The 25,295-nt window shown below is 61.1% G+C and carries 23 protein-coding genes; 19 read left to right on the top strand and 4 right to left on the bottom strand.

What is annotated here, in order from left to right; all coding sequences use genetic code 11:
* The 3 genes from VL202_RS16030 to VL202_RS16020 all read right to left on the bottom strand — a co-directional run.
* Positions 1-1,009: GNAT family N-acetyltransferase (locus tag VL202_RS16030; protein ID WP_325465086.1), on the bottom strand; the 1,009-nt coding region annotated here is incomplete at its 3' end.
* Between the two features lie 3 nt (positions 1,010-1,012).
* A complete protein-coding gene (locus VL202_RS16025) occupies positions 1,013-1,738 on the bottom strand; it encodes a glycerophosphodiester phosphodiesterase (RefSeq protein ID WP_325465085.1) in 726 nt (241 codons plus the stop codon).
* Positions 1,739-1,750: 12 nt separating this feature from the next.
* On the bottom strand, positions 1,751-2,218 hold the full coding sequence (locus VL202_RS16020) for a RidA family protein (RefSeq protein ID WP_056335850.1): 468 nt from the start codon (positions 2,216-2,218) through the stop codon (positions 1,751-1,753).
* A gap of 153 nt (positions 2,219-2,371) precedes the next feature.
* Between VL202_RS16020 and VL202_RS16015 the strand changes: the two genes are divergently transcribed.
* The 14 genes from VL202_RS16015 to lpxB all read left to right on the top strand — a co-directional run bounded on the left by VL202_RS16015 (position 2,372) and on the right by lpxB (position 16,652).
* A complete protein-coding gene (locus VL202_RS16015; protein ID WP_056335425.1) occupies positions 2,372-3,199 on the top strand; it encodes a cell envelope integrity EipB family protein in 828 nt (275 codons plus the stop codon).
* Between the two features lie 191 nt (positions 3,200-3,390).
* Positions 3,391-4,161 carry a 30S ribosomal protein S2 gene (rpsB, locus tag VL202_RS16010; RefSeq protein WP_056335423.1) on the top strand — a complete coding sequence of 257 codons (771 nt, stop codon included), beginning with the start codon at positions 3,391-3,393 and terminating at the stop codon, positions 4,159-4,161.
* Between the two features lie 253 nt (positions 4,162-4,414).
* The gene (tsf, locus tag VL202_RS16005) at positions 4,415-5,338 is read left to right on the top strand and encodes a translation elongation factor Ts (protein ID WP_056335418.1); all 924 of its coding nucleotides are present in this window, start codon (positions 4,415-4,417) and stop codon (positions 5,336-5,338) included.
* Between the two features lie 181 nt (positions 5,339-5,519).
* On the top strand, positions 5,520-6,242 hold the full coding sequence (pyrH, locus tag VL202_RS16000; RefSeq protein ID WP_056335417.1) for a UMP kinase: 723 nt from the start codon (positions 5,520-5,522) through the stop codon (positions 6,240-6,242).
* A gap of 48 nt (positions 6,243-6,290) precedes the next feature.
* Positions 6,291-6,851 carry a ribosome recycling factor gene (gene frr / locus VL202_RS15995; protein WP_056335414.1) on the top strand — a complete coding sequence of 187 codons (561 nt, stop codon included), beginning with the start codon at positions 6,291-6,293 and terminating at the stop codon, positions 6,849-6,851.
* Positions 6,852-6,884: 33 nt separating this feature from the next.
* Positions 6,885-7,628: an isoprenyl transferase gene (locus tag VL202_RS15990; RefSeq protein ID WP_056335412.1), complete on the top strand. Its 744-nt coding sequence runs from the start codon at positions 6,885-6,887 to the stop codon at positions 7,626-7,628.
* On the top strand, positions 7,628-8,461 hold the full coding sequence (locus VL202_RS15985) for a phosphatidate cytidylyltransferase (protein WP_056335409.1): 834 nt from the start codon (positions 7,628-7,630) through the stop codon (positions 8,459-8,461). The genes VL202_RS15990 and VL202_RS15985 overlap by 1 nt, the downstream gene beginning before the upstream one ends.
* A 26-nt stretch (positions 8,462-8,487) precedes the next feature.
* Complete coding sequence (gene rseP / locus VL202_RS15980) at positions 8,488-9,621, top strand: RIP metalloprotease RseP (protein ID WP_056335406.1); 1,134 nt, start codon at positions 8,488-8,490, stop codon at positions 9,619-9,621.
* A gap of 247 nt (positions 9,622-9,868) precedes the next feature.
* The gene (gene bamA, locus VL202_RS15975; RefSeq protein WP_325465084.1) at positions 9,869-12,199 is read left to right on the top strand and encodes an outer membrane protein assembly factor BamA; all 2,331 of its coding nucleotides are present in this window, start codon (positions 9,869-9,871) and stop codon (positions 12,197-12,199) included.
* Positions 12,200-12,245: 46 nt separating this feature from the next.
* The gene (lpxD, locus tag VL202_RS15970; RefSeq protein WP_325465083.1) at positions 12,246-13,310 is read left to right on the top strand and encodes a UDP-3-O-(3-hydroxymyristoyl)glucosamine N-acyltransferase; all 1,065 of its coding nucleotides are present in this window, start codon (positions 12,246-12,248) and stop codon (positions 13,308-13,310) included.
* The gene (gene fabZ, locus VL202_RS15965) at positions 13,303-13,770 is read left to right on the top strand and encodes a 3-hydroxyacyl-ACP dehydratase FabZ (protein ID WP_325465082.1); all 468 of its coding nucleotides are present in this window, start codon (positions 13,303-13,305) and stop codon (positions 13,768-13,770) included. The genes lpxD and fabZ overlap by 8 nt, the downstream gene beginning before the upstream one ends.
* A gap of 1 nt (position 13,771) precedes the next feature.
* A complete protein-coding gene (gene lpxA, locus VL202_RS15960) occupies positions 13,772-14,584 on the top strand; it encodes an acyl-ACP--UDP-N-acetylglucosamine O-acyltransferase (RefSeq protein ID WP_325465081.1) in 813 nt (270 codons plus the stop codon).
* A gap of 5 nt (positions 14,585-14,589) precedes the next feature.
* On the top strand, positions 14,590-15,471 hold the full coding sequence (locus VL202_RS15955) for an LpxI family protein (protein WP_056335391.1): 882 nt from the start codon (positions 14,590-14,592) through the stop codon (positions 15,469-15,471).
* Entirely contained in the window at positions 15,468-16,652 is a 1,185-nt protein-coding gene (gene lpxB / locus VL202_RS15950; RefSeq protein ID WP_325465080.1) for a lipid-A-disaccharide synthase, read from the top strand. Before VL202_RS15955 ends, lpxB begins: the two co-directional genes overlap by 4 nt.
* A 30-nt stretch (positions 16,653-16,682) precedes the next feature.
* Here the strand turns inward: lpxB and gltA are convergent, their stop codons facing one another.
* The gene (gene gltA, locus VL202_RS15945) at positions 16,683-17,972 is read right to left on the bottom strand and encodes a citrate synthase (protein WP_325465079.1); all 1,290 of its coding nucleotides are present in this window, start codon (positions 17,970-17,972) and stop codon (positions 16,683-16,685) included.
* A 312-nt stretch (positions 17,973-18,284) separates the two neighbouring features.
* Between gltA and VL202_RS15940 the strand changes: the two genes are divergently transcribed.
* From VL202_RS15940 to VL202_RS15920, 5 genes are all read left to right on the top strand, one after another.
* Entirely contained in the window at positions 18,285-20,759 is a 2,475-nt protein-coding gene (locus VL202_RS15940; RefSeq protein ID WP_325465078.1) for a ComEC/Rec2 family competence protein, read from the top strand.
* A gap of 213 nt (positions 20,760-20,972) precedes the next feature.
* A complete protein-coding gene (gene exbB / locus VL202_RS15935; RefSeq protein ID WP_325465077.1) occupies positions 20,973-21,998 on the top strand; it encodes a tonB-system energizer ExbB in 1,026 nt (341 codons plus the stop codon).
* A 4-nt stretch (positions 21,999-22,002) separates the two neighbouring features.
* A complete protein-coding gene (exbD, locus tag VL202_RS15930; protein WP_325465076.1) occupies positions 22,003-22,428 on the top strand; it encodes a TonB system transport protein ExbD in 426 nt (141 codons plus the stop codon).
* Positions 22,429-22,807: 379 nt separating this feature from the next.
* Positions 22,808-23,470, top strand: coding sequence for a protein-L-isoaspartate O-methyltransferase (locus VL202_RS15925; protein ID WP_325465075.1), 663 nt, complete (start codon positions 22,808-22,810; stop codon positions 23,468-23,470).
* A 297-nt stretch (positions 23,471-23,767) separates the two neighbouring features.
* Positions 23,768-25,174 carry a TolC family outer membrane protein gene (locus tag VL202_RS15920; RefSeq protein ID WP_325465088.1) on the top strand — a complete coding sequence of 469 codons (1,407 nt, stop codon included), beginning with the start codon at positions 23,768-23,770 and terminating at the stop codon, positions 25,172-25,174.
* The last annotated feature ends 121 nt before the right edge of the window (positions 25,175-25,295 follow it).

Raw genomic sequence — 25,295 nt, 5'->3', positions numbered from 1 at the left:
GTTCGCCCTGCGCGCCGGCTTCCACGCGGTCCAACCCCTTGGCAATAGCGAAATCCACGGCCTGATGGTAGCAGACTTCGAAATGCAGGAAGGGGTGATCCTCGATCGCGCCCCAGTGGCGGCCGTAGAGCGCGTCGCTGCCGATGAAATTGATCGCGCCGGCGATATAGCGCCCATTTCGCCTGGCCATGACCAGCAGGATATCGTCGGCCATGCGCTCGCCGATCAGCGAATAGAAGGCGCGGGTGAGGTAGGGCCGGCCCCATTTGCGGCTGCCAGTATCCATGTAGAAGGCAAAGAACTGGTCCCAGATGTTTTCCGTCAGGTCCTTGCCCGTCAGCCAGTCTATGTCGATGCCGTTTTCGAGGGCCGCCCGGCGTTCCTTCTTCAGCGCCTTGCGCTTGCGCGAGGCCAAAGTCTCGAGGAAATCGTCATGCGAGCCATAGCCGCGGTTCAGAAAATGAAACTGCTGGTCGGTCCGGTGCAGGAAGCCGGCCTGTTCGAAGGTCGCAATTTCGTCTTCCGGCAGGAAGGTCACATGCGCCGATGATACGCCATGACGCCGCGCCAGTTCCTGGAGACCGGCGGCGAGCGAATGGCGGACCATGGTTTGATCGGCCCCGATGGCACTCAGCAATCTTGGCCCGGTCGCCGGCGTGACGGGCACGGAAGACTGCAGCTTCGGGTAATAGTTGCCACCGGCACGCTCGAGCGCGTCGGCCCAGCCATGGTCGAAGACATATTCACCCTGGCTGTGGTTCTTCAGGTAGGAGATAAGCCCGCCGGCAAGACCGCCGTCACCGTCCTCCATCAGGAGATGCTGGCCGAGCCAGCCCGTCTCGGCGGTTGCCGAACCGGATTCCTCCAACGCCGACAGATAAGCATGCGAAATGAAGGGATTGTAGAGCCCGCCGGACTGGCCCTTGGCAGTCCCGCCCAAGCGGCCCCAGTGTTCCTTCGAAATATCCCGGAAGGACGTTTCGATACGGATTTTGACCTCGCCTGTCATTCTCTAAGCGATAAGCCTTTCCTTCGGATCAAAACCCTCGAAGGTCATCTGATCTGCATGGCTGAACGTGTGATCGACCGCGGCCTGGTCGCGGACGGTCCAGGTGATCACCGGCCGGCCGAGCGCCCTCTGCCGGTCGATGAACGGATTTGGCAGATGGCCGTAGAAATAGGAGATGAAATCGAGGCCAAGCTGCATCGCCTGCTCGTGCGTCTCGAAGTTCTCCGGCCGGTTGCCCTCCGCCGTCAGGCCGATCGGGTAGGGCGGGTCGAGCGCCTTCAGGTCCTTGAGGAGCCAGTGGTCGAAGCTCATCAGGGCAACGGGACCGTCGTAGTTTTCCAGCGTCTCCACCACCGCATCGGCAAAGCCGTCGTCATCGCCCTTGCGGCCCTTCAATTCCAGGACCAGCGGCACGCGGCCCTTGACCAGCCTCAGAAGCTGGCCGAGCGTCGGCACCTTGTCGGCGGTGCCGCCGACGGCGACAAGGCCGAGTTCGCCGGCCGTATTGGCGCGGATATCGCCCTTGATGCCGCAGAGCCGCTGCATGTCGTCATCATGAAAGACCACCGGCACGCTGTCGGCGGTATATTGCAGGTCGCATTCGATCGCGAAGCCGTGCTCGACTGCCCGGGAAAAGGCCGAGAGGGTGTTTTCCCAGATGCCGAGGCCGGTGTCATGGTAGCCGCGATGGGCGATCGGCTGTGCCGTCAGCCAGGACAAGTCTTTCATGATACGGTTCCGTTATGCGATTTCGATCACCGCGTCGACTTCGACGGCGGCATTGAAGGGCAGGGAGGCCATTCCGACGGCGGCCCGGGCATGGATGCCAGCGTCGCCCAGAACCTTGGCGATCAGGTTGGAAGCGCCGTTCATGACGAGATGCTGTTCGATGAAGCTCGGCGCCGAGGCGATGAAGCCGTTGAGCTTGACGATGCGGCGGATGCGCGAGAGATCGCCGCCGAGCGCCGCCTTTGCCTGGGCGAGAATGTTGATGGCGCAGAGTTCCGCGGCGCGCTGGCCCGTGGCCACATCGACGCCATCGCCGAGATGGCCGGTGATGGCGATCTTGCCGTTCTCCATCGGCAATTGCCCGGACACATAAAGATGCACCCCGCTGATGACGAAGGGGACATAATTGGCTGCGGGAGCGGCTGCCTGCGGCAGGGTGATTCCCATTTCCTTGATGCGTGCTTCGATCTCTGCGGACATGATATCTCCGGTCATTATTGTGTTTTCTCACCAAATGCTGCATGCAAAGCATGAATCATGAAGTGGTCATATGCCGCTCCGCGCTCATCTATGCCTCGCTTTCGCCGGATGTGTTCTTATAGCATTGGTGGCGAGTCCAACAGGAGGAAACGGATGTTTCGTTCAGGCTTTGCCCATGCCATTCTGGCGGGGCTGTGTTTTTCGAGCCTGCCTGCCGGCGGCGTTTCCGCTGCATCGGCCAGCATCCTGGTGCCGCACCGCGCGGTCTACGATCTCGAATTGAGGGATGCCTCAGAGCGGTCGGGAATTTCCGGAATGTACGGGCGCATGGTCTATGAATTCAACGGCTCGGCCTGCGAGGGTTATACCGTCAGTTTCCGCTTCGTCACCAAGGTCGATACCGGCGACGAGATCAAGCTGACCGATCAGCAGACGACCACATACGAAGACCTGAAGACCGGCAATTTCCGTTTCCTGACGCGGTCATTCACCGACGAGAAGCTGGACAAGGAAGTGCGCGGCTCGGCCCATGAGGCGAAGGCCGGCGTCACCGTCGACCTGACCTCGCCGGACAAGAAACAGATCGATCTCGCCCAGAGCCTGTTTCCGACCGAGCATATGCTCGAAGTGATCGAGCGGGCGAAGAAGGGCGAAAGGCTGTTCGAATCGCGTATCTTCGACGGCTCCGATTCGGGCGACAAGACGCTGATCACCACGACCCTGGTCGCCAAGTTGCAGAAGCCGGCTGCCGACGATGCCGATGCCGGCAAGGCCGGCACCATGGCGGCAAAACCCTACTGGCCAGTGACGATCTCCTATTTCAACGACGAGGCGACAGGCGACGCCGTGCCGATCTACCGCATGGAGTTCAAGCTCTATGAAAACGGCATCACCCGCGACCTGACGATGGACTACGGCGATTTCGTCCTGAGCGGCAAGCTGGCCGACCTCGAAATGTTCCAGCAGGGCGACTGCAAGTAACGCTCTTTCCGCCACCTCCCGGTATTTCGCCTTCCTGCCCTTGATTTATCGGGCGGCAGGGGGTATGGGCAGCGCATTCCACACGTAAGGTTTGGGGCCGTCCGGGAGAAATCCGGCAGTTCCACCCGGTGGCACTTTCGAAGAAAGTGCTGTTTGCCTTGCGGAGGTTCAACCGGAAAAGGAGAAAAGGCATGGCATTGCCTGATTTTAGCATGCGCCAGCTGCTGGAAGCTGGTGTTCACTTCGGTCACCAGACCCATCGCTGGAACCCGAAAATGAAGCCGTATATCTTCGGCGATCGTTCCAACGTTCACATCATCGATCTCGCACAGACCGTTCCGCTTCTGTCGCGCGCCCTTCAGGTCGTCAGCGACACGGTTGCCAAGGGCGGCCGCGTTCTGTTCGTCGGCACCAAGCGCCAGGCGTCCGAAATCATCGCCGATGCTGCCAAGCGTTCGGCTCAGTATTACGTCAATGCCCGCTGGCTCGGCGGCATGATGACCAACTGGAAGACGATTTCGAACTCGATCCAGCGCCTGCGCAAGCTCGACGAAATCCTCGCTTCGGAAGGCTCCGGCTATTCTAAGAAGGAACGCCTGAACCTCGAGCGCGAACGCGAAAAGCTCAACCGCGCTCTCGGCGGTATCCGTGACATGGGCGGCGTGCCGGACCTGATGTTCATCATCGATACCAACAAGGAATCGATTGCGATCGAAGAAGCCAAGCGTCTCGGCATCCCGGTCGTGGCGATCATCGATTCGAACTGCGATCCGGACCAGATCGACTTCCCGATCCCCGGCAACGACGATGCGTCCCGCGCCATCTCGCTCTATTGCGACCTGGTTTCGCGCGCAGCGCTCGACGGCATCGCCCGTCAGCAGAGCTCGTCGGGCCGCGATCTCGGCGCCGCTTCCGACCTGCCGCTTGAGCCGGCTCTCGAAGAAGTCGCTGCCGAAGCCTGATAAGGCCGGACGGCGGGCCTGCCCGCCGCTCCACTCGATATAATCAGGACGAGGCCGTTTACGACTGAAAATGTGAACGGCCTTGTTCTTTTGCATCCGGTCGACCTCAAGCGGCGGTCGTTACGATGCGCATCGCCGGGATGGAACATTTCATCGCGGCGTCACATTCAGGGGTCATGCCCTGCCACATCCTCCTGGTATCGCGCCGGCTTTCTGGCAGCGCACCAGCCGAACAAACGAAGAGGCAAAAAAGATGAGCGTTACTGCAGCAATGGTGAAGGAACTGCGCGAAAAGACCGGCGCAGGCATGATGGATTGCAAGAAGGCACTCGGCGAAACCAATGGCGACATGGAAGCGGCGATCGACTGGCTGCGCGCCAAGGGCATTGCCAAGGCCGACAAGAAGTCCGGCCGTGCCGCCGCCGAAGGTCTGATCGGGATCGCAGCCAAGGGCACCAAAGCCGTCGTCATCGAGCTTAACTCGGAAACCGACTTCGTCGCCCGCAACGACGCCTTCCAGGATCTCGTGCGCGGCGTCGCTGCCGTCGCCGTCGATACCGATGGCACCGTGGAAGCAATCGGCGCAGCTAACTATCCGGCCACCGGCAAGTCGGTCTCCGACACGGTCACCGATGCGATCGCCACCATCGGCGAGAACATGTCGCTTCGTCGCGCAGCCCTTCTCTCCGTCGAGGACGGCGTGGTCGCCACCTACATCCACAACTCGGTTGCCGACGGCCTCGGCAAGCTCGGCGTTCTCGTCGCCCTGAAGTCGACCGGCGACAAGGAAGCCCTGAACGCGATCGGCCGCCAGGTCGCCATGCATATTGCCGCGACCAACCCGCTGGCAATCCGTTCGACCGAAGTCGATGCCACCGTCGCCGAGCGCGAACGCAACATCTTCATCGAACAGTCCCGCGCCTCCGGCAAGCCGGACAACATCATCGAGAAGATGGTCGAAGGCCGTATGCGCAAGTTCTTCGAGGAAGTCGCACTTCTGTCGCAGGCTTTCGTGATGAACCCGGACCTCACCGTCGAAGCGGCCGTCAAGGAAGCCGAAAAGACTGTCGGCGCGCCGATCGAGGTGACCGGCATGGCCCGCCTCCTGCTCGGCGAAGGCGTCGAGAAGGAAGAGAGCGACTTCGCAGCCGAAGTGGCCGCTGTCGCCAAGGGTTGATTTTTTCATCCTGATTTGGAAAACCATGGGGCATCGCGTGACAACGCGGTGCCCTTCGTGTATCCGGCATCGTCACCGCATTTGACGCAGGCTCCTTTCCGGATCACCGGAACGATGTCGGCCGCGCAGAGGTGACGGATAGTTTTCGCACCCTGCCGGGTGCCCTTGGACAGGAGCGACGATGCCGGCCACCCCCCTTTATAAACGCGTGCTTTTGAAGGCCTCCGGCGAAGCTCTCATGGGAAACCAGGGTTTTGGCATCGACGTTGCCGTCGCCGACCGGATTGCTTCCGACATTGCCGAAGCGCGCGCCATGGGCGTGGAGGTCGGGGTCGTCGTCGGCGGTGGTAACATCTTCCGCGGCGTGGCGGTGGCCTCCAAGGGGGGCGACCGGGTGACCGGCGATCACATGGGCATGCTGGCGACCATCATCAACGCGTTGGCGCTGGCGACTTCGTTGCGCAAGCTGGACGTCGATACGGTCGTTCTTTCGGCCATCGCCATGCCGGAGATCTGCGAGAGCTTTTCGCAGCGCGCGACGCTCTACCACCTCTCGCTCGGCCGCGTGGTGATCTTTGCCGGCGGCACCGGCAATCCGTTCTTCACCACGGATTCGGCGGCGGCACTTCGGGCCGCGGAAATGGGCGCCGAGGCGATCTTCAAGGGAACGCAAGTCGATGGCATCTATACCGCCGATCCGAAGAAGGATCCGAATGCCGTGCGTTTCGACCGGCTGACCCACAGCGAGGTTCTCAAGCAGGGCCTGGCGGTAATGGATGTCGCCGCCGTGGCGCTGGCACGCGAAAACAGTATCCCGATTATCGTCTTCTCGATCCACGAGAAGGGCGGTTTCGCGGAAATTCTGACCGGCGGTGGCCGGGCGACGATCGTAACCGACAATTGAGCAGTCCAGGGCGGCCGCAGGGCCGCCGCGAGAACGGGAGTTTGATCCATGAGTGAAGGTATTGACCTGAATGACCTGAAGCGCCGCATGGACGGCGCGATTACTGCGTTCAAAAGCGATATCGCATCGCTGCGCACGGGGCGCGCCTCGGCCAATGTTCTCGATCCGGTGATGGTCGAGGCCTATGGTTCGCGCGTGCCGTTGAACCAGGTGGCCAATATCACCGTGCCGGAAGCGCGCATGCTCGGGGTGTCGATCTGGGACAAGTCGATGGTGAATGCGGTCGACCGGGCGATCCGCGAGTCCAATCTCGGCCTCAATCCGATCGTCGATGGTCAGAACCTGCGCATTCCGCTGCCGGAATTGAACGAAGAGCGCCGCCGGTCTCTGGTGAAGGTGGCGCATGACTATGCCGAAAAGGCAAAGATCGCCGTGCGCAATGTTCGTCGCGACGGCATGGACAGCCTGAAAAAAGCCGAAAAGGATGGCGACATCGGCCAGGATGTAAGCCGTGGCCAGTCGGAAAAGGTCCAGAAGATCACCGACGATATGATTTCCGACATCGACCGCTTGCTCGGCGAGAAGGAAAAGGAAATCATGCAGGTCTAGTCTGCTTGCGAATCTCTGTTTGTCGGGCCGTTGATGTCGAATCCCTTGCCTAGAAATGTTCCCACGCACGTGGCCATCATCATGGATGGTAACGGCCGCTGGGCGAATCTGCGCGGACTTCCGCGCACGATGGGCCATCGCAAGGGGGTCGAGGCCGTTCGCGAGGCGGTTCGCACTGCCGGCGAGGTGGGGATCCGCTACCTGACGCTCTTTGCCTTTTCCTCGGAAAACTGGCGCCGGCCGGAGGCCGAGGTCTCCGACCTGATGGGCCTGCTCAAGGCCTTCATCCGGCGCGATCTCGCCGACCTTCACCACCAGAACGTCCGCATCCGGGTGATCGGCGACAGGGCCAATCTTCGCGGCGACATCCTGCCGCTGCTGCTCGAGGCCGAGGATACGACGCGCGGTAATACCGGCATCACACTCGTCATTGCCTTCAACTACGGATCGCGCGACGAGATGACCCGTGCCATGCAGTCGCTGGCGCTCGACGTCGCGCAGGGGCGGTTGTCGGCCGAGCAGATTACGCCGGAGCGCATCGCCGGCAGGCTCGATACCGCCGGGATCCCCGATCCCGATCTCGTGCTGCGCACCAGCGGCGAGGAGCGGTTGTCGAATTTCCTCCTGTGGCAGGCGGCCTATTCTGAATTGCTGTTCGTTCCCGAACTCTGGCCCGATTTCAACCGCGACGTCTTCCTGACGGCGCTGAAAACCTATGCCGGGCGGGAGCGTCGTTTCGGCGGTCTCGTGCCGCAGACGCTGGCGGTCGGTTCGTGATGCAGAAGGAATTGCAACTCCGTATCGTCTCCGGGATCGTCCTGGCAGCCGTCACGCTCGGCGCCACCTGGATGGGCGGCACATTGTTCCAGTTGCTCTCGGTGGCGATTGCCCTGCTTGTCTACCACGAATGGTCGACCATCACTCGGCTTGCCGAGCGCGATTTTCAGGGCAATGCCTTCGGCTGGCTTGCGCAAGTGGTGATCGCCGCGCTGATCCTGTTCGATGGCGCTGATATGACCTTGCTGGCGCTTGCCGGCTTTGCCGTCGCGGCGGGTATATGGGTCTTGCTGCGCGGTGGCACATGGTGGCTGCCGGGCGGCATCGTCTATGCAGGCCTGACCGGCATTTCGCTTTCGGCGATCCGCGGCGACAGCGATATCGGTCTGGTAGCAATGATCTTCATCTTCGCCGTCGTCTGGGCAACGGATATCCTTGCCTATTTCACCGGCAGGGCAATCGGTGGGCCGAAACTGGCACCGGCTATTTCGCCGGGAAAAACCTGGTCGGGCGCGATTGGCGGCGCCATTTCCGGCGTCGTTGCCGGCGTTGCGGTCTATCTCAGCTATTTTTCGCTCGACGAGGCACGCATTGCCGTGCTTGCGCTTGCGCTTTCCATTGCAAGCCAGCTCGGCGATCTCTTCGAATCCTATATCAAGCGCCGCTTCGGCGTGAAGGATTCGAGCAAGCTCATTCCCGGGCATGGCGGCGTCATGGACCGGGTTGACGGACTTGTTTTTGCCTGCTTTGCCGCGCTTCTGATATCCTTGGTGCAGGTTCTGTCCGTTGGCGGGCCGGAACTGCCCATGGGGGCAATCCTGCTGAGGCCTTGAGCCTTGGCATACCGATCGAGGACGACATGGCTCAACTGGCCGATATGCTTCAACTGATTCTCGGCTATATCGTGCCGTTCCTGCTGGTGCTGACGCTACTCGTCTTCGTGCACGAGATGGGCCACTACCTGATCGGCCGCTGGTCGGGCATCCGCATCCTCACTTTTGCCGTCGGCTTCGGGCCGGAACTTGTCGGCTATACCGACAGGCAGGGGACGCGCTGGAAGATTTGCGCCATCCCGCTCGGCGGCTATGTCAAATTCTTCGGTGACGAGGATGCTGCGAGCACGCCGGACTATGAGCGGCTGGCGAGCTATTCGGAGGCCGAGCGCGACCGGACTTTCCTTGGCGCCAAATTGTGGAAGCGCGCCGCGACCGTGGCTGCCGGCCCGATCGCCAATTTCCTCCTGGCGATCGCGATCTTCGCGGTGCTGTTTTCGATCTATGGCAAGCCGGTGGCCGATCCGGTCGTGTCCGAGGTCAAGGAAAACAGCGCGGCCGCCAGCGCCGGCGTCAAGCCGGGAGACCTGCTGGTCTCCATCGACGGCAATGCGGTCACCACCTTCGACGATGTGCGCCGTTATGTCAGCGTTCGCCCGGAAATGCCGATCACCATCCAGGTCAAGCGCGACGAACAATTGCTCGACCTGACGATGGTGCCCCAGCGCACCGAGATCACCGACCAGTTCGGCAACAAGATGGAACTCGGCATCATCGGTATCCTGACCAACCAGGAGTCCGGGAACTTCCGCGTCAAGACCTTCGGTCCTTTGGAGGCGGTGGGGCAGGGTGCGATCGAGAGCTGGCATATCGTCACCGGTACATTCGATTATCTCGCCAATCTCGTCACAGGCCGAATGAAGGCGGACCAGCTCGGCGGGCCGATCCGCGTCGCCCAGGCCTCCGGTCAGATGGCGACCATCGGCGTTGCTGCCGTTCTGCAACTGGCCGCGGTTCTTTCGGTTTCCATCGGGCTTCTCAACCTGATGCCGGTTCCTGTGCTTGATGGTGGCCATCTGATGTTTTATGCGGTGGAAGCGGTCCGCGGAAAACCGGTTGGACCAGGCACGCAGGACATTGCCTTCCGCATCGGTTTTGCGATGATCCTGATGCTGATGGTCTTTGCCACCTGGAACGATATAAGTCTGCTCCTGGGCTAGTTTCAGGTGTGCCCCGGTGGGCGCTGCCTAAGTTGAGGCGATCCTCCCTGTTGATATTTCAAAGGGTTGATCGAAAGGAATTGTTTACGATAAAGCAATTCCGTAGTGACTGTTAGGACACGGTTTCAATTGAAGTAAACAGAAATTAACGTGCTGGCTTGCTTGTATGTGAAAAGCGGTTAAAACGGCAGCCGTGACCGGAGTCGGTACGAGTTCGCTGCGGGGCATTGGGAAGAAGGTAAGATTTATGAAAGCTGGTTCAAAGTTTTTGAACGCGGTGTCGGCGGTTGCGCTGTCTGCCAGCATGGTTGCAACGGGGAGCGGCATTGTAACGCTTGCAAGTGCCTCTGTCGCAGAGGCTGCCACCATCAGCCGTGTCGAAGTTCGTGGTGCCACGCGCGTCAGCCCTGAAACCGTCCGCGCCAACATCACCATCGTTCCCGGCAAGAGCTTCAGCAATGCAGAGATCGACGCTTCCGTAAAGCGCCTCTATTCCACCGGCTATTTCTCCGATGTCAGCATTAGCGTGTCCGGCGGAACGCTCGTCGTCTCCGTTGCCGAGAACCAGCTGATCAACCAGGTCGTTTTCAACGGCAACCGCAAGATCAAGGACGACAAGCTGCAGTCCGTGGTGCGCACGCGCTCGCTTGGTCCGTATAGCGAAGCCACCGTTGAATACGATATCCAGGCCATCAAGGACGCCTATTCGGCCGCCGGTCGCGAAGATGTCACGGTCACGACGCAGGTGGTTCCGATCGCCGAAGGGCGTGTCAACCTGGCCTTCGTCATCAATGAGGGCGATCGCACCAAGATCACCCAGATCAATTTCGTGGGTAACAATGCCTATGGCGACGGCCGGCTCCAGTCCGTGATCGCCACCAAGGAATCGGGTATCTTCTCATTCCTGAACCGCAAGGACGTCTACAATCCAGACAAGCTGCGTGCCGACGAGGAACTGCTGCGCCAGTTCTACTACAATCGCGGTTATGCCGATTTCCGTGTCGTCTCCTCCGATGCGATCCTCGACGAGACCTCCAACGAATATACGGTGACGATCACCGTCGAGGAGGGCGAGCGCTACGACTTCGGACCGGTTGGCGTCGAATCGACCGTCGAAGGCGTTGATGCCGAGGAGCTGAAGGCTCTGGTGCAGACCTCCGAAGGCTCGATCTACAAGGCCAAGGATGTCCAGGAAAGCATTTCGGCGATTTCCAAGCGTGTCGCGGCCCAGGGCTATCCCTTTGCCCGCGTGACGCCGCGCGGCAACCGTGATTTCGGCAACCGCACGATCGCCGTCGATTATCTCGTCGATCAGGGCGAGCGTGCCTATATCGAGCGCATCGAAATCCGCGGAAATACCCGCACGCGCGACTACGTCATTCGCCGCGAATTCGACATGAGCGAAGGCGATGCCTTCAACCAGGAAATGATCGCGACGGCCAAGCGCCGCCTCGAGGCTCTGGGTTATTTCTCGACCGTCAATATTTCCACCCAGGCGGGCAGTGCGTCCGACCGTGTCGTGATCGTCGTCGACGTACAGGACCAGTCCACCGGCTCGTTCGGTATCGGTGCAGGTTATTCGGCCGGCAGTGGCGGCGGCTTCCTGGTGGAAGCCTCGATCGAGGAGAAGAACTTCCTCGGTCGCGGCCAGTATATCCGGCTCGCCGCAGGGCGTGGCGAGGACAGCCGCACCTATAATGTTGCCTTCACCGAACCCTATTTCCTGGGATATCGCCTGGCCGCCGGCTTCGATGTCTTCCAGAACGAGAACGATTTCGACCAAGACAATTACAGCTACGAAGATCGTGGCTTCAGTCTGCGTCTTACCGCGCCGATCACCGAACGGCTTTCGACGACGCTCCGTTACAACCTGACGCAGATGGATTATCACGGTGATACCGACGATCTGTCGAGCCCCTACGATCGCGTGATCGACGATTCACCGTGGACCCGTTCGTCGATTTCTCAGACGCTGACCTACAATTCGCTCGATGATGCTCAGTTGCCGCATGAAGGTATCCTGGCCTCGGCGACGCAGGAATATGCCGGTCTCGGCGGAACGTCCGATTTCTACAAGCTGACGGCAAAGGCCAAGTGGTATTATACGCTCAGCGACGATGCCGATATCATCGCCTCGATCGGCGGTAGTGCCGGTCATGTATTCAAGACGGGCGGCGAGATGGAAGTCTTCGACCAGTTCCAGTTGGGCAACAACGATATTCGCGGTTTCGAGCGCAACGGTATCGGTCCACGCGCAGAAAACGGCGACTCGATCGGCGGCACGACCTATTTCACAGCCTCGGCCGAAGCGACATTCCCCTTGCCCTTCGTGGCACGTGACGCCGGCTTCCGTGGAGCGGTGTTTGCAGATGCGGGAACGCTTTACGGCAACGAGGTGAGTGTCACGGCGGCTGATGGCGTTCGCGGCACCGGAAGCTCGCTGCGTGCCTCGGTTGGTCTCGGCCTCCTTTGGGCTTCGCCCTTCGGTCCGCTGCGGATCGATTACGCCTTCCCGATCGCCAAGGAAGATTTCGACCGGGTTCAGAACCTGAAATTCGGTATTTCGTCGGCCTTCTGATCCCTGCAGTCCAGAACTGCCTGCCAAAACTGTTCTGGAGTTGGCTATGGAACATAACTGGTTCTACCCACCGCATGCGGGTATCCGCCTCGGTGATCTGGCGGCCCGCATCGGCGCGGTGCTTGCAGATGACAATCTGGCCGACCGGCTCGTCCGGTCGGTCTCTCCGGTCTATCGGGCCGGTGAGGGCGATCTCTGCTATATGCTGTCGCGCAAGAGCCGCAGCGAGCTGGAGACCTGCCAGGCGACGGCAATCCTCTGCGACAAGGCGCTTGCCTCCATTATTCCGTCCCATATTCCCGTTCTCCTGACATCGCACGCGCACACGGCGTTTGCGCTTGCGGGCATGTATCTGCATGAGGAGGCGATGCGTCCGTCGCGCAATCTCTCGCAGACCGGCATTTCATCGGCCGCGGTGATCGACCCGCAGGCGCGGCTTGAGCCCAATGTCGAGGTGGAGCCCATGGCCGTGATTGGTGCGGGCGCCGAGATCGGTTCGGGCACGCGGATTGGTGCGGGCGCTGTGATCGGCGCTGGCGTGCGCATCGGCCGGGATTGCACCATCGCTGCCGGCGCCAGCATCCTTTGTTCGCTCATCGGCAACAATGTCATCATCCACCCGGGTGCGCGCATCGGCCAGGATGGCTTTGGCTATGCGCCGGGCCCGAAGGGGGGGATGATCAAGATCGTCCAGATCGGCCGCGTCATCATCCAGGACAATGTCGAGATCGGCGCCAATACGACGATCGATCGCGGCACGATGGACGACACCGTCATCGGCGAAGGCACCAAGATCGATAACCAGGTCCAGATCGGCCACAATGTGCGCATCGGGCGCCATTGCGGCATCGTCAGCCAGGTCGGCATCGCCGGCAGTACGGTCATTGGCGATGGTGTCATGATCGGCGGCGCCACCGCCGTCAACGGCCATATCAGGATCGGCGACAGGGTACAGATCGCCGCTATGAGCGGCGTCGCCGCCGATGTTCCGGCAGGCGAGCGCTATGGCGGCATACCGGCCCGTCCCATGCGTGACTTCCTTCGCGATATCGCTGAAATGACGGCGCGCGCGCACAATAGGCAGAAAAAGTCTGGAGGCAATGATGAGTGAAGCAGCAACCACCGTTCTCGGGACAGCCGATATCCGGGAAATCCTCAAGCTGCTTCCCCATCGCTATCCGTTCCTGCTGGTCGATCGGATCGTGGAGATCGACGGCGACAATTCGGCGATCGGCATCAAGAACGTGACCGCCAACGAGCCGCATTTCACCGGGCATTTTCCTGAACAGCCGATCATGCCGGGCGTTCTCCTGATCGAGGGCATGGCGCAGACCGCTGGCGCCATCTGCGCCCGCAAGACCGGCAATGGCAGCAACCTCGTCTATTTCATGACCATCGACAATGCCCGTTTCCGCAAGCCGGTGGTCCCCGGCGACCGGGTCGAATATCATGTCGTCAAGCAGAAGCAGCGCGGCAATATCTGGAAATTTCACTGTGATGCAAAAGTTGACGGGCAACTCGTCGCGGAAGCTGATATCGGCGCGATGATTATCAGCAAGGAAGATGCCTGACATGATTGCCGCCACTGCGAAGATTCACCCGCTTTCCGTCGTCGAAGAAGGGGCGGTGATCGGCGAGAACGTCGTTATCGGACCGTTCTGCCATATCGGCCCGAAGGTGAACCTTGCGGATGATGTCGTGCTGATCAGCCATGTGGCGGTCCTTGGCCGTACCACCGTCGGCAAGGGCACGAAGATTTTCCCCTCCGCCGTCATCGGCGGAGATTCGCAGAGCGTGCATCACAGCGCCGTCGATACGGTGCTCACGATCGGCGAGAATTGCACCATCCGCGAAGGCGTGACGATGAACACCGGCACCGTCGAGCACGGCGGCGCGACGGTGGTGGGCAACAACAATCTCTTCCTCGCCTATGCTCATGTCGCGCATGATTGCCGTCTCGGCAACAATATTATCCTGTCCAACAATGTAATGCTGGCGGGGCATGTGACGGTCGAGGACCGCGCCATTCTCGGCGGCGGTTCGGCCGTGCACCAGTTTGCCCGGATCGGCCGCCAGGCTTTTATCGGCGGGCTTTCGGCCGTTGCCTATGATGTCATTCCCTATGGCATGCTGAATGGCAATCCGGGCGTTCTGAGCGGCCTCAATGTGGTCGGCATGGCAAGGGCAGGCATCGAAAAGCCGGTGATCCACGAGGTCCGCCGCGCCTACAAGCAGATTTTCGAAGGAACGGGCTCGGTGCGGGTCAATGCCGCCGCCATTCGTGGCGATTATCTTGGCTGCGCACCGGCCCTCGAGATCATCGATTTCATCGCCGCCGAGAGCGATCGCGCCCTGTCGTCGCCGAGCCGGGGTAAAAAAGGCTGAGCGTCATGTCCCTCGACAGCCGGCCGGAAAAAAGCGGAAGGCTGGCCATCATCGCCGGCGGCGGCATGCTGCCCCACCATGTCGCGGAAGCAGCCCGGGAAGGTGGAGAAAACCCCTATATCATCGCGCTCAGCAACGAAAACGGGCTCGACTGGAGCGATTTCGACCACCAGACGCTCGGCATCGGCGATTTCCGTGCGATCAGTGCTTTGTTCCGTTCCGAGGGGATCGACCGCGTCGTGCTGTCGGGCGCGGTGCGCCGCCGCCCGGAATGGCGCGACATCAAGCCCACGCTGAAGACGCTGGCAAAGGTGCCGGGCGTCCTGAAGACGTTGATCTCTGGCGGCGACGATGCGGTCCTGAAGATGGCCATTGACCTGATCGAAGCAAATGGCGCGCGCGTCATTGGCGTGCAGGAGGTTCTTCCGGGGCTTCTGGCGGAAACCGGCCCGCTTGGCGAGGCAATCCCCGCCGCCGACGACTGGAGGAACATCGAGGTCGCGGCAACTGCTGCGGTCGCGCTTGGCAAGCTGGATGTCGGGCAGGGCGCCGTTGCTGTCGGGGGCCGGGTCGTTGCCCTGGAGGGACCGGAAGGAACGGATGCGATGCTTGCGCGCGTAGCCGGCCTGCGCGCGGAGGGCCGGATATCCGCCCGCCGTGGCGGGGTGCTCGTCAAGCTCTGCAAGCCGCAACAGGAATTGCGCGCCGATCTGCCGTCGATAGGCGCCTCCACGATCACCGGGGCGCAGGCAGCCGGACTTACGGGCATTGCCGTGGAAGCGGGCCGTGCGCTGGTGCTGGAGCGGGCGGACCTCGTTTCGCTGGCGAATCGGACCGGTCTCTTCGTGACGGGGATCGACCGCAAGTTCCTGAAAGGTCTGACATGACGGCGAACAATGTCAAGCTGGGGATTATTGCCGGCGAGGTCTCCGGCGACCTCCTGGGAGCGGACCTCGTCCGGGCATTGCGGTCGCTCACCGGCGGCGATCTTTCGCTGGTCGGGGTCGGGGGAGAAGCGCTCGAGGCCGAGGGGCTCGCATCGCTCTTTGATTATTCCGAACTCTCCATCATGGGGATTTCACAGGTTTTGGCGAGGTTGCCGAAACTGATCCTGCGCATCCGCCAGACGGCCAATGCCATCATTGCAGCGCGCCCCGATATCCTCGTCATCATCGACAGTCCGGATTTTACCCATCGTGTCGCCCGGATCGTCGCCAAGGCTTTGCCGGATCTGCCGATCGTCGACTACGTCTGCCCCAGCGTCTGGGCCTGGAAACCGGAACGCGCCGTCAGGATGCGCCCCTATATCGATCATGTGCTTGCCGTTCTTCCCTTCGAGCCGGAGGTGATGGAGCGGCTCGGCGGACCGCCCACCACCTATGTCGGACATCGGCTGGCAAGCGACGCCGATGTCCTGTCCGTGCGGCAACGCCAGGTCGAAAAGCACACCGCCGGAACAAATCTCACCGCGGCGACATGCCTGCTCCTGCCGGGGTCGCGCGCCAGCGAGATCAGCCGCCTGTTGCCCAGTTTCGGCGAGACCGCAGAGGAACTGCAAGGCCGCCACCCGCAGATGCGGTTCCTGCTGCCGACTGTTGCGAGACAGGAGGAGTTGGTCCGCCAAATCACCGCCTCATGGGCCGTTAAGCCGGAGATCACGGTAGGGACTGAGGCCAAGTGGCGCGCCTTTGCGCGGGCGGATGCAGCCATCGCTGCGTCGGGCACGGTCATCCTCGAACTGGCGCTCGCGGGCATTCCCGTCGTATCGACCTACAAGGCCGACTGGATCATCCGCCTGATGCACAAGCGCATCAAGATATGGACAGCAGCCATTCCCAATCTGATCGCCGATTACGCCGTCGTTCCCGAATATCTGAACGAGGCGGTCCGGCCGGGCGCACTTGCGCGCTGGGTCGAGCGGCTGAGTGAGGATACGCCGGAGCGCGAGGCCATGCTGGCCGGCTTCCGGACGGTCTGGCAGCGCATGGAGACGGACCATCCTCCCGGCGAGATCGCCGCCCGCATCGTCCTTGCAGTTCTTCAAGACAAAAGGCCCGGTCATCGCTGACCGGGCCTTTTCAATGCGCGTTCTTCAAGCTCAGCGCTTGGAAACCGGCAGGTAATCGCGTTCCGGCTCGCCGATATAGAGCTGACGTGGCCGTCCGATGCGCTGTTCCGGATCCTCGATCATCTCGTTCCACTGGGCGATCCAGCCGACGGTGCGGGCAAGCGCGAACAGCACCGTGAACATGGTCGTGGGGAAGCCCAGCGCCTTCAGCGTGATGCCGGAATAGAAGTCGATGTTCGGATAGAGCTTCTTCTCGATGAAGTAGCTGTCGGTAAGCGCGATGCGTTCGAGTTCCATTGCCACTTCGAGCAGCGGATCGTCCTTGTGGCCGAGTTCCGCCAGCACTTCATGCGTCGTCTTCTGCATGATCTTGGCGCGCGGGTCGTAATTCTTATAGACACGGTGACCGAAGCCCATCAGGCGGAACGGATCGTTCTTGTCCTTGGCGCGGGCGACGAATTCGGGAATGCGATCGACCGTGCCGATTTCGGCCAGCATGTTGAGCGCGGCTTCGTTGGCGCCGCCATGAGCGGGACCCCAAAGGCAGGCGATGCCGGCAGCAATACAGGCGAATGGGTTGGCACCGGACGAGCCGGCAAGACGCACCGTCGATGTCGAGGCGTTCTGCTCATGGTCGGCATGCAGGATGAAGATGCGGTCCATGGCGCGGGCCAGCACCGGATTGACGACATAGTCCTCGCACGGGACGGCAAAGCACATGCGCAGGAAGTTCGACGCATAGTCGAGATCGTTCTTCGGATAAACGAAGGGCTGGCCGATATGGTACTTGTAGGCCATGGCGGCGAGCGTCGGCATCTTGGCGATCATGCGCAGCGAAGCGACCATGCGCTGGTGCGGATCGGTGATGTCGGTAGAGTCATGATAGAACGCTGACAGAGCGCCGACACAGCCGCACATGACGGCCATCGGATGGGCGTCGCGACGGAAGCCGGTGAAGAAGCGGCTCATCTGCTCGTGTACCATCGTGTGATGGGTAACACGGTGGTCGAAATCGAGCTTCTGCGCCTTGGTCGGCAGTTCGCCGTAGAGAAGCAGATAGCAGACCTCGAGGAAGTCGCCGTGCTCGGCCAGCTGCTCGATCGGATAGCCGCGGTGCAGAAGCACGCCCTGGTCACCGTCGATATAGGTGATCTTGGATTCGCACGACGCGGTCGAGGTGAAGCCGGGATCGTAGGTGAATTGGCCGGTCTGCTTGTAGAGCGTGCCGATATCAACGACATCCGGACCGATCGACCCCGATCGAATCGGCAAGTCCACCGATTTTCCGTCGACCGTCACAACTGCGCTTTTTCCTGTCATGGGGATCCTCCGTTTGCAGCAAATTGGCACACAATTATGCCGCAGATATTAACGCCGATCATGTGCTATCCGATTTAATGACAGCTGCCAAGTTGAACGAAAGGCAAATGGTGCGACGCAAAAATAGGCATATGGCAACGCAATAATTGCATGTTCGGCCGATATGTCCAATGGCATTATCGCTCCTTCCTTCGGCACTTCCGTCCCATTCGTGAAACTGTTGCTGCTTTTTTGGGCATCAAACTCACCGGTTGCGTTCTCTCTTTCGCGGTTGCAAACTGGCGGCGGGCAGGGGCGGATGGAACGGCATCCATGAATGAGGGGCAGGAGCCAAGACTGGCGTCGCGCGACCGCTTTGGCGGGACGCAAGTCGATGCCTCCGATGGCCCTCGGCAAATCCCTGCAGCGCTGCCCAAATCCCGAAAAACCAAGGTGTCGGATCTGCTCACCGCACCTCGCCAGCGGCTGGCGCGGATCCGCTGGCGTCGTACGATCGCCGGTGCCTTGGCGGAAGAGCAGGACTTCGGATATCCGTTCCTCTTCGTTCCGGTCTTTCTGGGGCTCGGCGCGCTCGTCTGGTTTTCCCTGGCCGAAACGCCCGGACTTCTCAAACTTGCACTTCTGCTGTGCGTTTTTTGCATGGCAACTGGCCTCGTTCGGCACTCTCCCGGCGTCTGGCGCATGGCGACACGATTGGCGGTCCTGTTCCTTGCCGGCATGTTGCTGGCCGCTTACGAGACGGCGCGCATGGACACGGTGCTGCTCGATACCTCCGTTACAACCATGGTGCGCGGGATGGTCACCGGGCGGGAAACCACTGACAAGGGCTATTGGCGCTATACCGTCGCCGTCGCGCAGACATCCGGCCCCACATTGAAACGGCCCCCCGAGACAATCACCCTGTTGTCGCGCAATCGCGAAGCGGCGATCGCGATCGGCGGGGGCATCGAGGGCAGGGCACGTCTGTCGCCACCCTCGGGTGCGGCCCTTGTCGGGCTGAATGATTTTGCCTTCGACAGCTATTTCAAGGGGATCGGCGCCGTCGGTTATTTCTATGGCAAGCCGAAGTCCATCGCTGCGCCGGACGGCCCCGACAAAGGCCGGATTGCCCGTTGGCGTGCCCAGGGGGAGGAAACGATTGCCCGCTGGCGCGAAGCCGTCGGCGCGCGCATTCGCGGAACGATCGACGGTGATGCCGGCGCGATCGCGGCAGCACTGGTGACGGCGGAGGAGCGCGCCATCAGCCGGCCGACGATCGAGGCGCTGCGGGAGGCGGGGCTGGCGCATGTTCTGGCGATTTCCGGGCTGAACATGGTGCTGGCGGCCGGAACCTTCCTGATCGGAGCCCGAACGGTACTCAGCTTCATCCCGGGGCTCGCGCACCGCTTCCCGATCAAGAAGCTTGCGGCCGCCGGCGCCTTGATCATGGTGTTCTTCTATATCCTGATTTCGGGCGGCGCCGTTTCCGCCGTTCGCTCGTGGATCATGATTTCCATTATGCTCGTTGCTGTCTTCTTCGACCGGCCGTCGATCAGCCTGCGCAATGTCGCGCTGTCGGCCCTCGTCATTCTGGTGGTGACGCCGTCCGCTGTGACCGGCCCGGGTTTCCAGATGTCATTTGCGGCGACACTGGCGCTGGTGGCCGGCTACGCGCATTGGAGCGAGCGGCCCGACCGGGATTTCTTGCCGGCCAATCCGAAGATGAAGCCGCTGAAAGCGGCCGGTGGCTTTCTTGCCGGACTGCTGCTCAGCTCGTTCATCGGCGGCATGTCGACAATGATCTATTCCGCCGGTCATTTTCACCGTCTCGCGGCCTATGGGTTGATCGGCAATATCCTGGCCATGCCGATCATCAGCATTTTTGTGATGCCGTTCGCGCTCATCGCGATGCTGCTCATGCCGTTCGGGCTGGATTATTATCCGCTGCTGGTCATGGGGCAGGGACTGGAATGGATGATCGCGATCGCCGGTATGGTCTCGTCCTGGGGCGGACAGGTGACGACCGGCCGGGTTCCTGAGGCTGCTTTCGTGCTGATTGCGGCCGGTGGAGTCTTGGCCTGCCTGTTCCGGACATGGCTGGCTGTTTCCGGTCTTTGCGTCATCGCCATCGGGCTTGTCGTGGCTTGGACGGGCAATGTCCCACGGCCGGCCGTCGTCATCGCCGAAGACGGACGCCTTGTCGCGATGATCGAAAAAGATTCGGCTGCCAGCAACCGCACCCAGCCGCCGGATTTCATCTTCTCGCAATGGCAGCGCGCCCTTCGCATAAACGATCATCAGAAGCCACAGCAGCGGCCGGCCCTGATCCTGAAGGATGGAGAGAATACTGCGGCGGAGAAGGCGGAAGCCGACAGTGGTAAACGGAACAGACCGCCGATCGACAAGGATGCCGCGCGATCCGCAGTCCGGCAGCTTCTGGCGGATTCCCCGTCAGGGCGCTTTGCCTGCATTCCGAAACAGGTTTGCGCGGCAACTACGAGAGAGGGATGGAAAATCGTCACGGTCGATGACGCCCGTTTCGTCGGCATTGCCTGTGATGAAGCCGATATCGTCGTCACCCAGGCAATGCTGCGTTTTCCGCTCTGCCGTTCCGGCGCGACGTTGCTGAGCGGACAGAGCCTGCGGCGTTCGGGCGCTGTGGAAATTCACGCAGTTGCATCCTCCGCCGATCACAAGCCCGCAATGCGACTGGTTTTCGCCCTGGAGCAACTGCATCGGCCCTGGGCCCGGCACCGGACCTACGACTGGCGGACGGGCCGGTTCGACGAAGCTGAGACCGATCAATAGGAGCGGGTGCCGATTCCGCCGACATCGCGGCGGCAGTCTGTTTATTCTTGATTAAATAACTCCACAAATCCTTGTCTTTCGGCCATAGTCGTCCTATGAAGCGGCGTTTGTTGAAGCCGTTCGCTTTCATGCCGGCTGTCGAATACAGGATTTGGGCGTCCGGTCTCCCTTCTCCCAAGGGATGTCGGACGATTGATAGGTAAGGATAAGATCATGCCGAACCGGGTTATGCCGAAATGGATGATGCTGGCGGCCGTGCTGCTTGCTGTCTCGAACGCGGGCGCGCTTCACGCGCAGGAAACGCAGGCGCCGGCCCGCGGTGAAATCCAGCAGCCGGCCGAAGCGACCCCGACACAGACGGCACCCGTCGACGCAAATACGCAGGCAACTCCTGAGGCAACGGCGCAGACTTTTCCGGTGAACACCACGACGGGTGCTGCTCCGATTGCCGGCGAGACAAAGGATGCAGGTCAGGTCGCGGCGCCCAATCCGATCCTGCCGCATGATCTGTCGCCGCTCGGCATGTTCATGGCCGCCGATATTGTCGTGAAAGGCGTGATGAGTGCGCTGGCATTGGCATCCGTCGCCACCTGGGCGATCCTGCTGGTCAAGACATTCGAACTGGCTGCCGCAAAGACCGCCGCCCGCCGTGCGGTGCGTGCGCTTTCGGACGCGATTGTTCTGCGTGATGTGCGCGAAACCTTTGCCGGGAAGAAAGGCCCCGCGGCGCTGATGATTGCTGCCGCGGCTGACGAACTGTCGAAGTCGGAAGCCGTGCTGGATGTCGTCTCGACTGAAGGTGTGAAGGAGCGCGTCACCTCGCAGGTGTCGCGCATCGAGGCGCGCGCCGGAAAGAGCATTGCCGGCGGCACCGGCGTGCTGGCAACGATCGGCTCGATTTCACCCTTTGTCGGGCTTTTCGGTACTGTCTGGGGGATCATGAATTCGTTCATCGGCATCAGTCAGGCGCAGACGACCAACCTCGCCATCGTCGCGCCGGGCATCGCCGAAGCACTGTTGGCAACCGCCATCGGCCTTGTCGCGGCCATCCCGGCCGTCGTCATCTACAACTATTTCGCCCGCTCGATTTCCGGTTATCGCCTGATCCTGGCCGATGCCTCGGCCGCGGTCGAGCGCGTCGTCAGCCGCGATCTCGATTTCCGCCAGGCCCGCAGGATCGCGCCGCGCAAGGCCGAAAGCCACGTGCATTCAGACGCTGGCATCGCACGGATCGGATAAGACCATGGCCAGCAAAATCAGCGAAGGTGCCGGCGACCTCGAGGAAAACAGCGAAATCAACGTCACGCCTTTCATCGACGTGATGCTCGTGCTGCTGATCATCTTCATGGTGGCGGCGCCGCTTGCCACCGTCGACATGAAGGTCGATCTGCCCCAGTCGGCGGCAACGCCGGCCAAGCGTGAGGACAAACCGGTTTTCGTTACCTTGAAAGCGGATCTGTCGCTGGCTCTCGGCAATGACGAGACCAGCCGCGACAATTTTGTCGGCGCGCTCAACCGGATGACCGAAGGCAATACGCAGACCCGCATCCTGCTGCGCGCCGACAAGGCTGTCGATTACGGTGAACTGATGACAGTGATGAACCTCATCCAGCGCGCGGGCTATACCAAGATCGGTCTCGTTGGCCTGGAGGCCGCTCCCGCCGGTTGAGACGAAGACATTGTAATATTTGTACCCAGCGGCCAGACCGGGATGGATCTGGCTGCTGTATGTTGTCTGCCCACCGCTACAGCGCCGCGCGTCAAATGTGACGCGCTAAGGTCGCTGTAGCACTTAAATATGCTCCATAATTCCTGAAATCGCTTCCGATTTAAGGAATTATGGAGAAGGTCCAGACGATAAACCCCGTGAAATTATCTGCGGGAACCTCTTCGAATGGACACGATATCGTCGCCAAGCTTGCTTTTTTGCGAGAACTGCATTCCATAGCTTGAAACCGTTGATGCGCGGATTTATGAGCGTGGTCATATCCGGCGCAAGGCAAGTGCGCGCAAACCGGACGACGATCCGGATCATGAGGTCAGGCAAGATGAATTTCGAAGCAGCACGCATCAAGATGGTCGACAACCAGATCCGCACGACGGATGTGACGTCGCATACCGTTCTTTCGGCTTTCCTGTCTGTCCCTCGCGAAGAGTTCGTTCCCGCCGCGATGAAGCCGCTTGCCTATATCGACACCGATGTCGAACTGTCGGGCGCAACCGAAGGCCGCCGCTACCTGATGGAGCCGTCGCCGATGGCCAAGCTGCTGCAACTTGCGACGATTACCGGTTCAGACAAGGTTCTCGAGATCGGCGCCGGTACCGGCTACACGTCTGCGATCCTGTCTTCGCTGGCGGCCTCTGTCGTATCTGTCGAAAGCGATGCCGCCCTTGCTTCGGAAGCTTCCGCGACGCTTGGCCGTCTGGGCTATGGCAATGTCGAGGTGGTGACTGGAACTTTGGAAGCCGGATATGCGTCGGGTGCGCCTTACGATGTGATCTTCGTCAACGGCGCGGTCGAGACCGTGCCAGAGGCTCTTCTCGACCAGCTCAAGGACGGCGGTCGCCTGATCGCGGTGGTTGGTTTCGGCAATGCCTCGCGCGCCCGGGTCTATAACCGCGAAGCCGGCAAGACCTCGGAACGGCTGGCTTTCAACACGGCCGTCAAGCCATTGCCGGGTTTCCGTATTGCACGTGAATTTGTATTTTGACGCTTCTCTTCTTGAGGGCCCTCAGCATTTGATTGTTATCGTGTATATTCCAATGTTGCGAAATGGCAACGTGCCTTTCGTTTCTCCGAGGCACGGGCAGCCGAAGATCGTGCAACCGGTTGTCGCAGCTTGAAATCCGGGCTTCAAAGAAGACGCTTGGCAAGGATGAATTCGGACCTTTCGCCGCTTCAACAGCGACAAGCAGCGTGACGTGGCTCCCTTCACATGATGTGAAACGCCGCGGCTTTGCCGAACCGGGAAGATCTGGGTCATTCCGGCTTCCATACCGGAGTAGAGATTGTGTCGATTCTGCGTAAAGCGGCTGTGGCGGCCGCCCTTTCCTCTGTCATCTGGCTGACGCCTTTTGCTGTTTCGGCAGAAACGATCTTCGATGCCATGGCCAAGGCCTATCAGAACAATCCCGATCTGAACGCCGTGCGCGCTGGCCTGCGCGCAACCGACGAAGGCGTGGCGATCGCCAAGTCGGGTTATCGGCCGCAGATTTCGGCGGCGCTGCAGGGAACCGCGACACAGCTTGGCACGGAAGCTTTTCCGAACTTCCAATTTCCTCGCCGCGGGACGCCGCTCGTCGCTGAACAGGTGCGTACCGGGCTCGCGACAATCACGATCACACAGCAGATTTTCGATGGCTTCCAGACGCTGAACAATGTCCGCGCCGCCGAGGCGAACGTGTTTTCCAGTCGCGAGACGCTGAAGGCGAACGAGATTTCCATTCTTCTCGCCGCTGCCCAGTCCTATGCCAATATCGCCCGTGACCAGCGCGTCGTGTCGATCCGCAAGCGCAACATGGCCTTCCTGAAAGAGCAGTTGAATGCCGCCAGGTCGCGGCTCGACGTGGGTGAGGGGACCCGCACCGATGTCAGCCAGGCAGAGGCCGAGCTTGCCGGCGCGCAGGCCATTCTCGCGAACGCGGTTTCGCAACTGAAGCAGAGCGAAGCCGTCTATGTGCAGATCGTCGGTGATATGCCGAAGGGCGTCAAGCAGCCGGCTCCCGCCTCCAGGGCGATGCCGAAGAACCTCGACCAGGCCGTTGCCTCGGGCCTTAGGGACAACCCGACGATCGCGGCGGCGCAATACAGTGTCGATGCCGCCGGTTACCGCGTGAAATCGGCCGAGGGCACGATGCTGCCGGGCGTGGTCGTGCAGGGCAGCCTGTCGCGCAACACGACCGACCGCACCAACGGCACGGATACGGCGAGCGCCGCCATCACCGCACGCCTGGAAATTCCGATCTACCAGGGCGGCGCCGAATATGGCCAGATCCGCCAGGCCAAGGAACGGCTGGGCCAGCAGCGTATTCTCGTCGATTCCGCCCGTGCCGAGGTGCAGCAGACGATCGTGACGGCCAATGCGCAGCTTGAGGGCGCGCTTGCGTCCATCATTGCCAACAAGGCCCAGGTGAACGCCGCCAACATGGCGCTCGCCGGCGTCATCGAGGAGCGCAAGGTCGGTCAGCGCACGACGCTCGACGTGCTCGATGCGCAGCAGAGCGTGCTGGTCGCGGAAGAGAGCCTCGTTGCCTCACAGCGCAATGCCGTGGTGGCCAGCTATTCGCTCTTGGCGGCCATGGGGCGCCTGACGATCAAGAGCCAGGACCTCCAGGTTGCCGAATACCGCTCGGAAAAGCACTACGAGGCCGTCAAGGACAAGTGGTTCGGCCTGCGCACAGTGGACGGCCGCTGATCCGTCTGTCTGATTTCATCGCATTCGAATGGGGAACGGCCGGCAGTTTTTACGGCGGATTTCCGTGCGAACCGGCGGCGGGTAACGGATCGAACAAATCTGTGCAAGAATCGAACTCGAT

This window comes from Pararhizobium sp., from assembly GCF_035497515.1.
Classification (GTDB): Bacteria; Pseudomonadota; Alphaproteobacteria; order Rhizobiales; family Rhizobiaceae; genus Pararhizobium.
This window is presented reverse-complemented; position numbering and strand designations above follow the sequence as displayed.

Bases quoted from the DNA above. Each gene is read 5' to 3' on its own strand.
- bamA (WP_325465084.1), top strand. From the start codon at position 9,869: ATGAAAGCTGGTTCAAAGTTTTTGAACGCGGTGTCGGCGGTTGCGCTG.
- fabZ (WP_325465082.1), top strand. From the start codon at position 13,303: ATGAGTGAAGCAGCAACCACCGTTCTCGGGACAGCCGATATCCGGGAA.
- tsf (WP_056335418.1), top strand. From the start codon at position 4,415: ATGAGCGTTACTGCAGCAATGGTGAAGGAACTGCGCGAAAAGACCGGC.
- VL202_RS15990 (WP_056335412.1), top strand. From the start codon at position 6,885: ATGTCGAATCCCTTGCCTAGAAATGTTCCCACGCACGTGGCCATCATC.
- VL202_RS15985 (WP_056335409.1), top strand. From the start codon at position 7,628: ATGCAGAAGGAATTGCAACTCCGTATCGTCTCCGGGATCGTCCTGGCA.
- VL202_RS16020 (WP_056335850.1), bottom strand. From the start codon at position 2,218: ATGTCCGCAGAGATCGAAGCACGCATCAAGGAAATGGGAATCACCCTG.
- lpxA (WP_325465081.1), top strand. From the start codon at position 13,772: ATGATTGCCGCCACTGCGAAGATTCACCCGCTTTCCGTCGTCGAAGAA.
- frr (WP_056335414.1), top strand. From the start codon at position 6,291: ATGAGTGAAGGTATTGACCTGAATGACCTGAAGCGCCGCATGGACGGC.
- exbD (WP_325465076.1), top strand. From the start codon at position 22,003: ATGGCCAGCAAAATCAGCGAAGGTGCCGGCGACCTCGAGGAAAACAGC.
- VL202_RS16025 (WP_325465085.1), bottom strand. From the start codon at position 1,738: ATGAAAGACTTGTCCTGGCTGACGGCACAGCCGATCGCCCATCGCGGC.
- gltA (WP_325465079.1), bottom strand. From the start codon at position 17,972: ATGACAGGAAAAAGCGCAGTTGTGACGGTCGACGGAAAATCGGTGGAC.
- lpxD (WP_325465083.1), top strand. From the start codon at position 12,246: ATGGAACATAACTGGTTCTACCCACCGCATGCGGGTATCCGCCTCGGT.
- rpsB (WP_056335423.1), top strand. From the start codon at position 3,391: ATGGCATTGCCTGATTTTAGCATGCGCCAGCTGCTGGAAGCTGGTGTT.
- exbB (WP_325465077.1), top strand. From the start codon at position 20,973: ATGCCGAACCGGGTTATGCCGAAATGGATGATGCTGGCGGCCGTGCTG.
- VL202_RS15925 (WP_325465075.1), top strand. From the start codon at position 22,808: ATGAATTTCGAAGCAGCACGCATCAAGATGGTCGACAACCAGATCCGC.
- lpxB (WP_325465080.1), top strand. From the start codon at position 15,468: ATGACGGCGAACAATGTCAAGCTGGGGATTATTGCCGGCGAGGTCTCC.
- rseP (WP_056335406.1), top strand. From the start codon at position 8,488: ATGGCTCAACTGGCCGATATGCTTCAACTGATTCTCGGCTATATCGTG.
- VL202_RS16015 (WP_056335425.1), top strand. From the start codon at position 2,372: ATGTTTCGTTCAGGCTTTGCCCATGCCATTCTGGCGGGGCTGTGTTTT.
- pyrH (WP_056335417.1), top strand. From the start codon at position 5,520: ATGCCGGCCACCCCCCTTTATAAACGCGTGCTTTTGAAGGCCTCCGGC.
- VL202_RS15940 (WP_325465078.1), top strand. From the start codon at position 18,285: ATGAATGAGGGGCAGGAGCCAAGACTGGCGTCGCGCGACCGCTTTGGC.
- VL202_RS15955 (WP_056335391.1), top strand. From the start codon at position 14,590: ATGTCCCTCGACAGCCGGCCGGAAAAAAGCGGAAGGCTGGCCATCATC.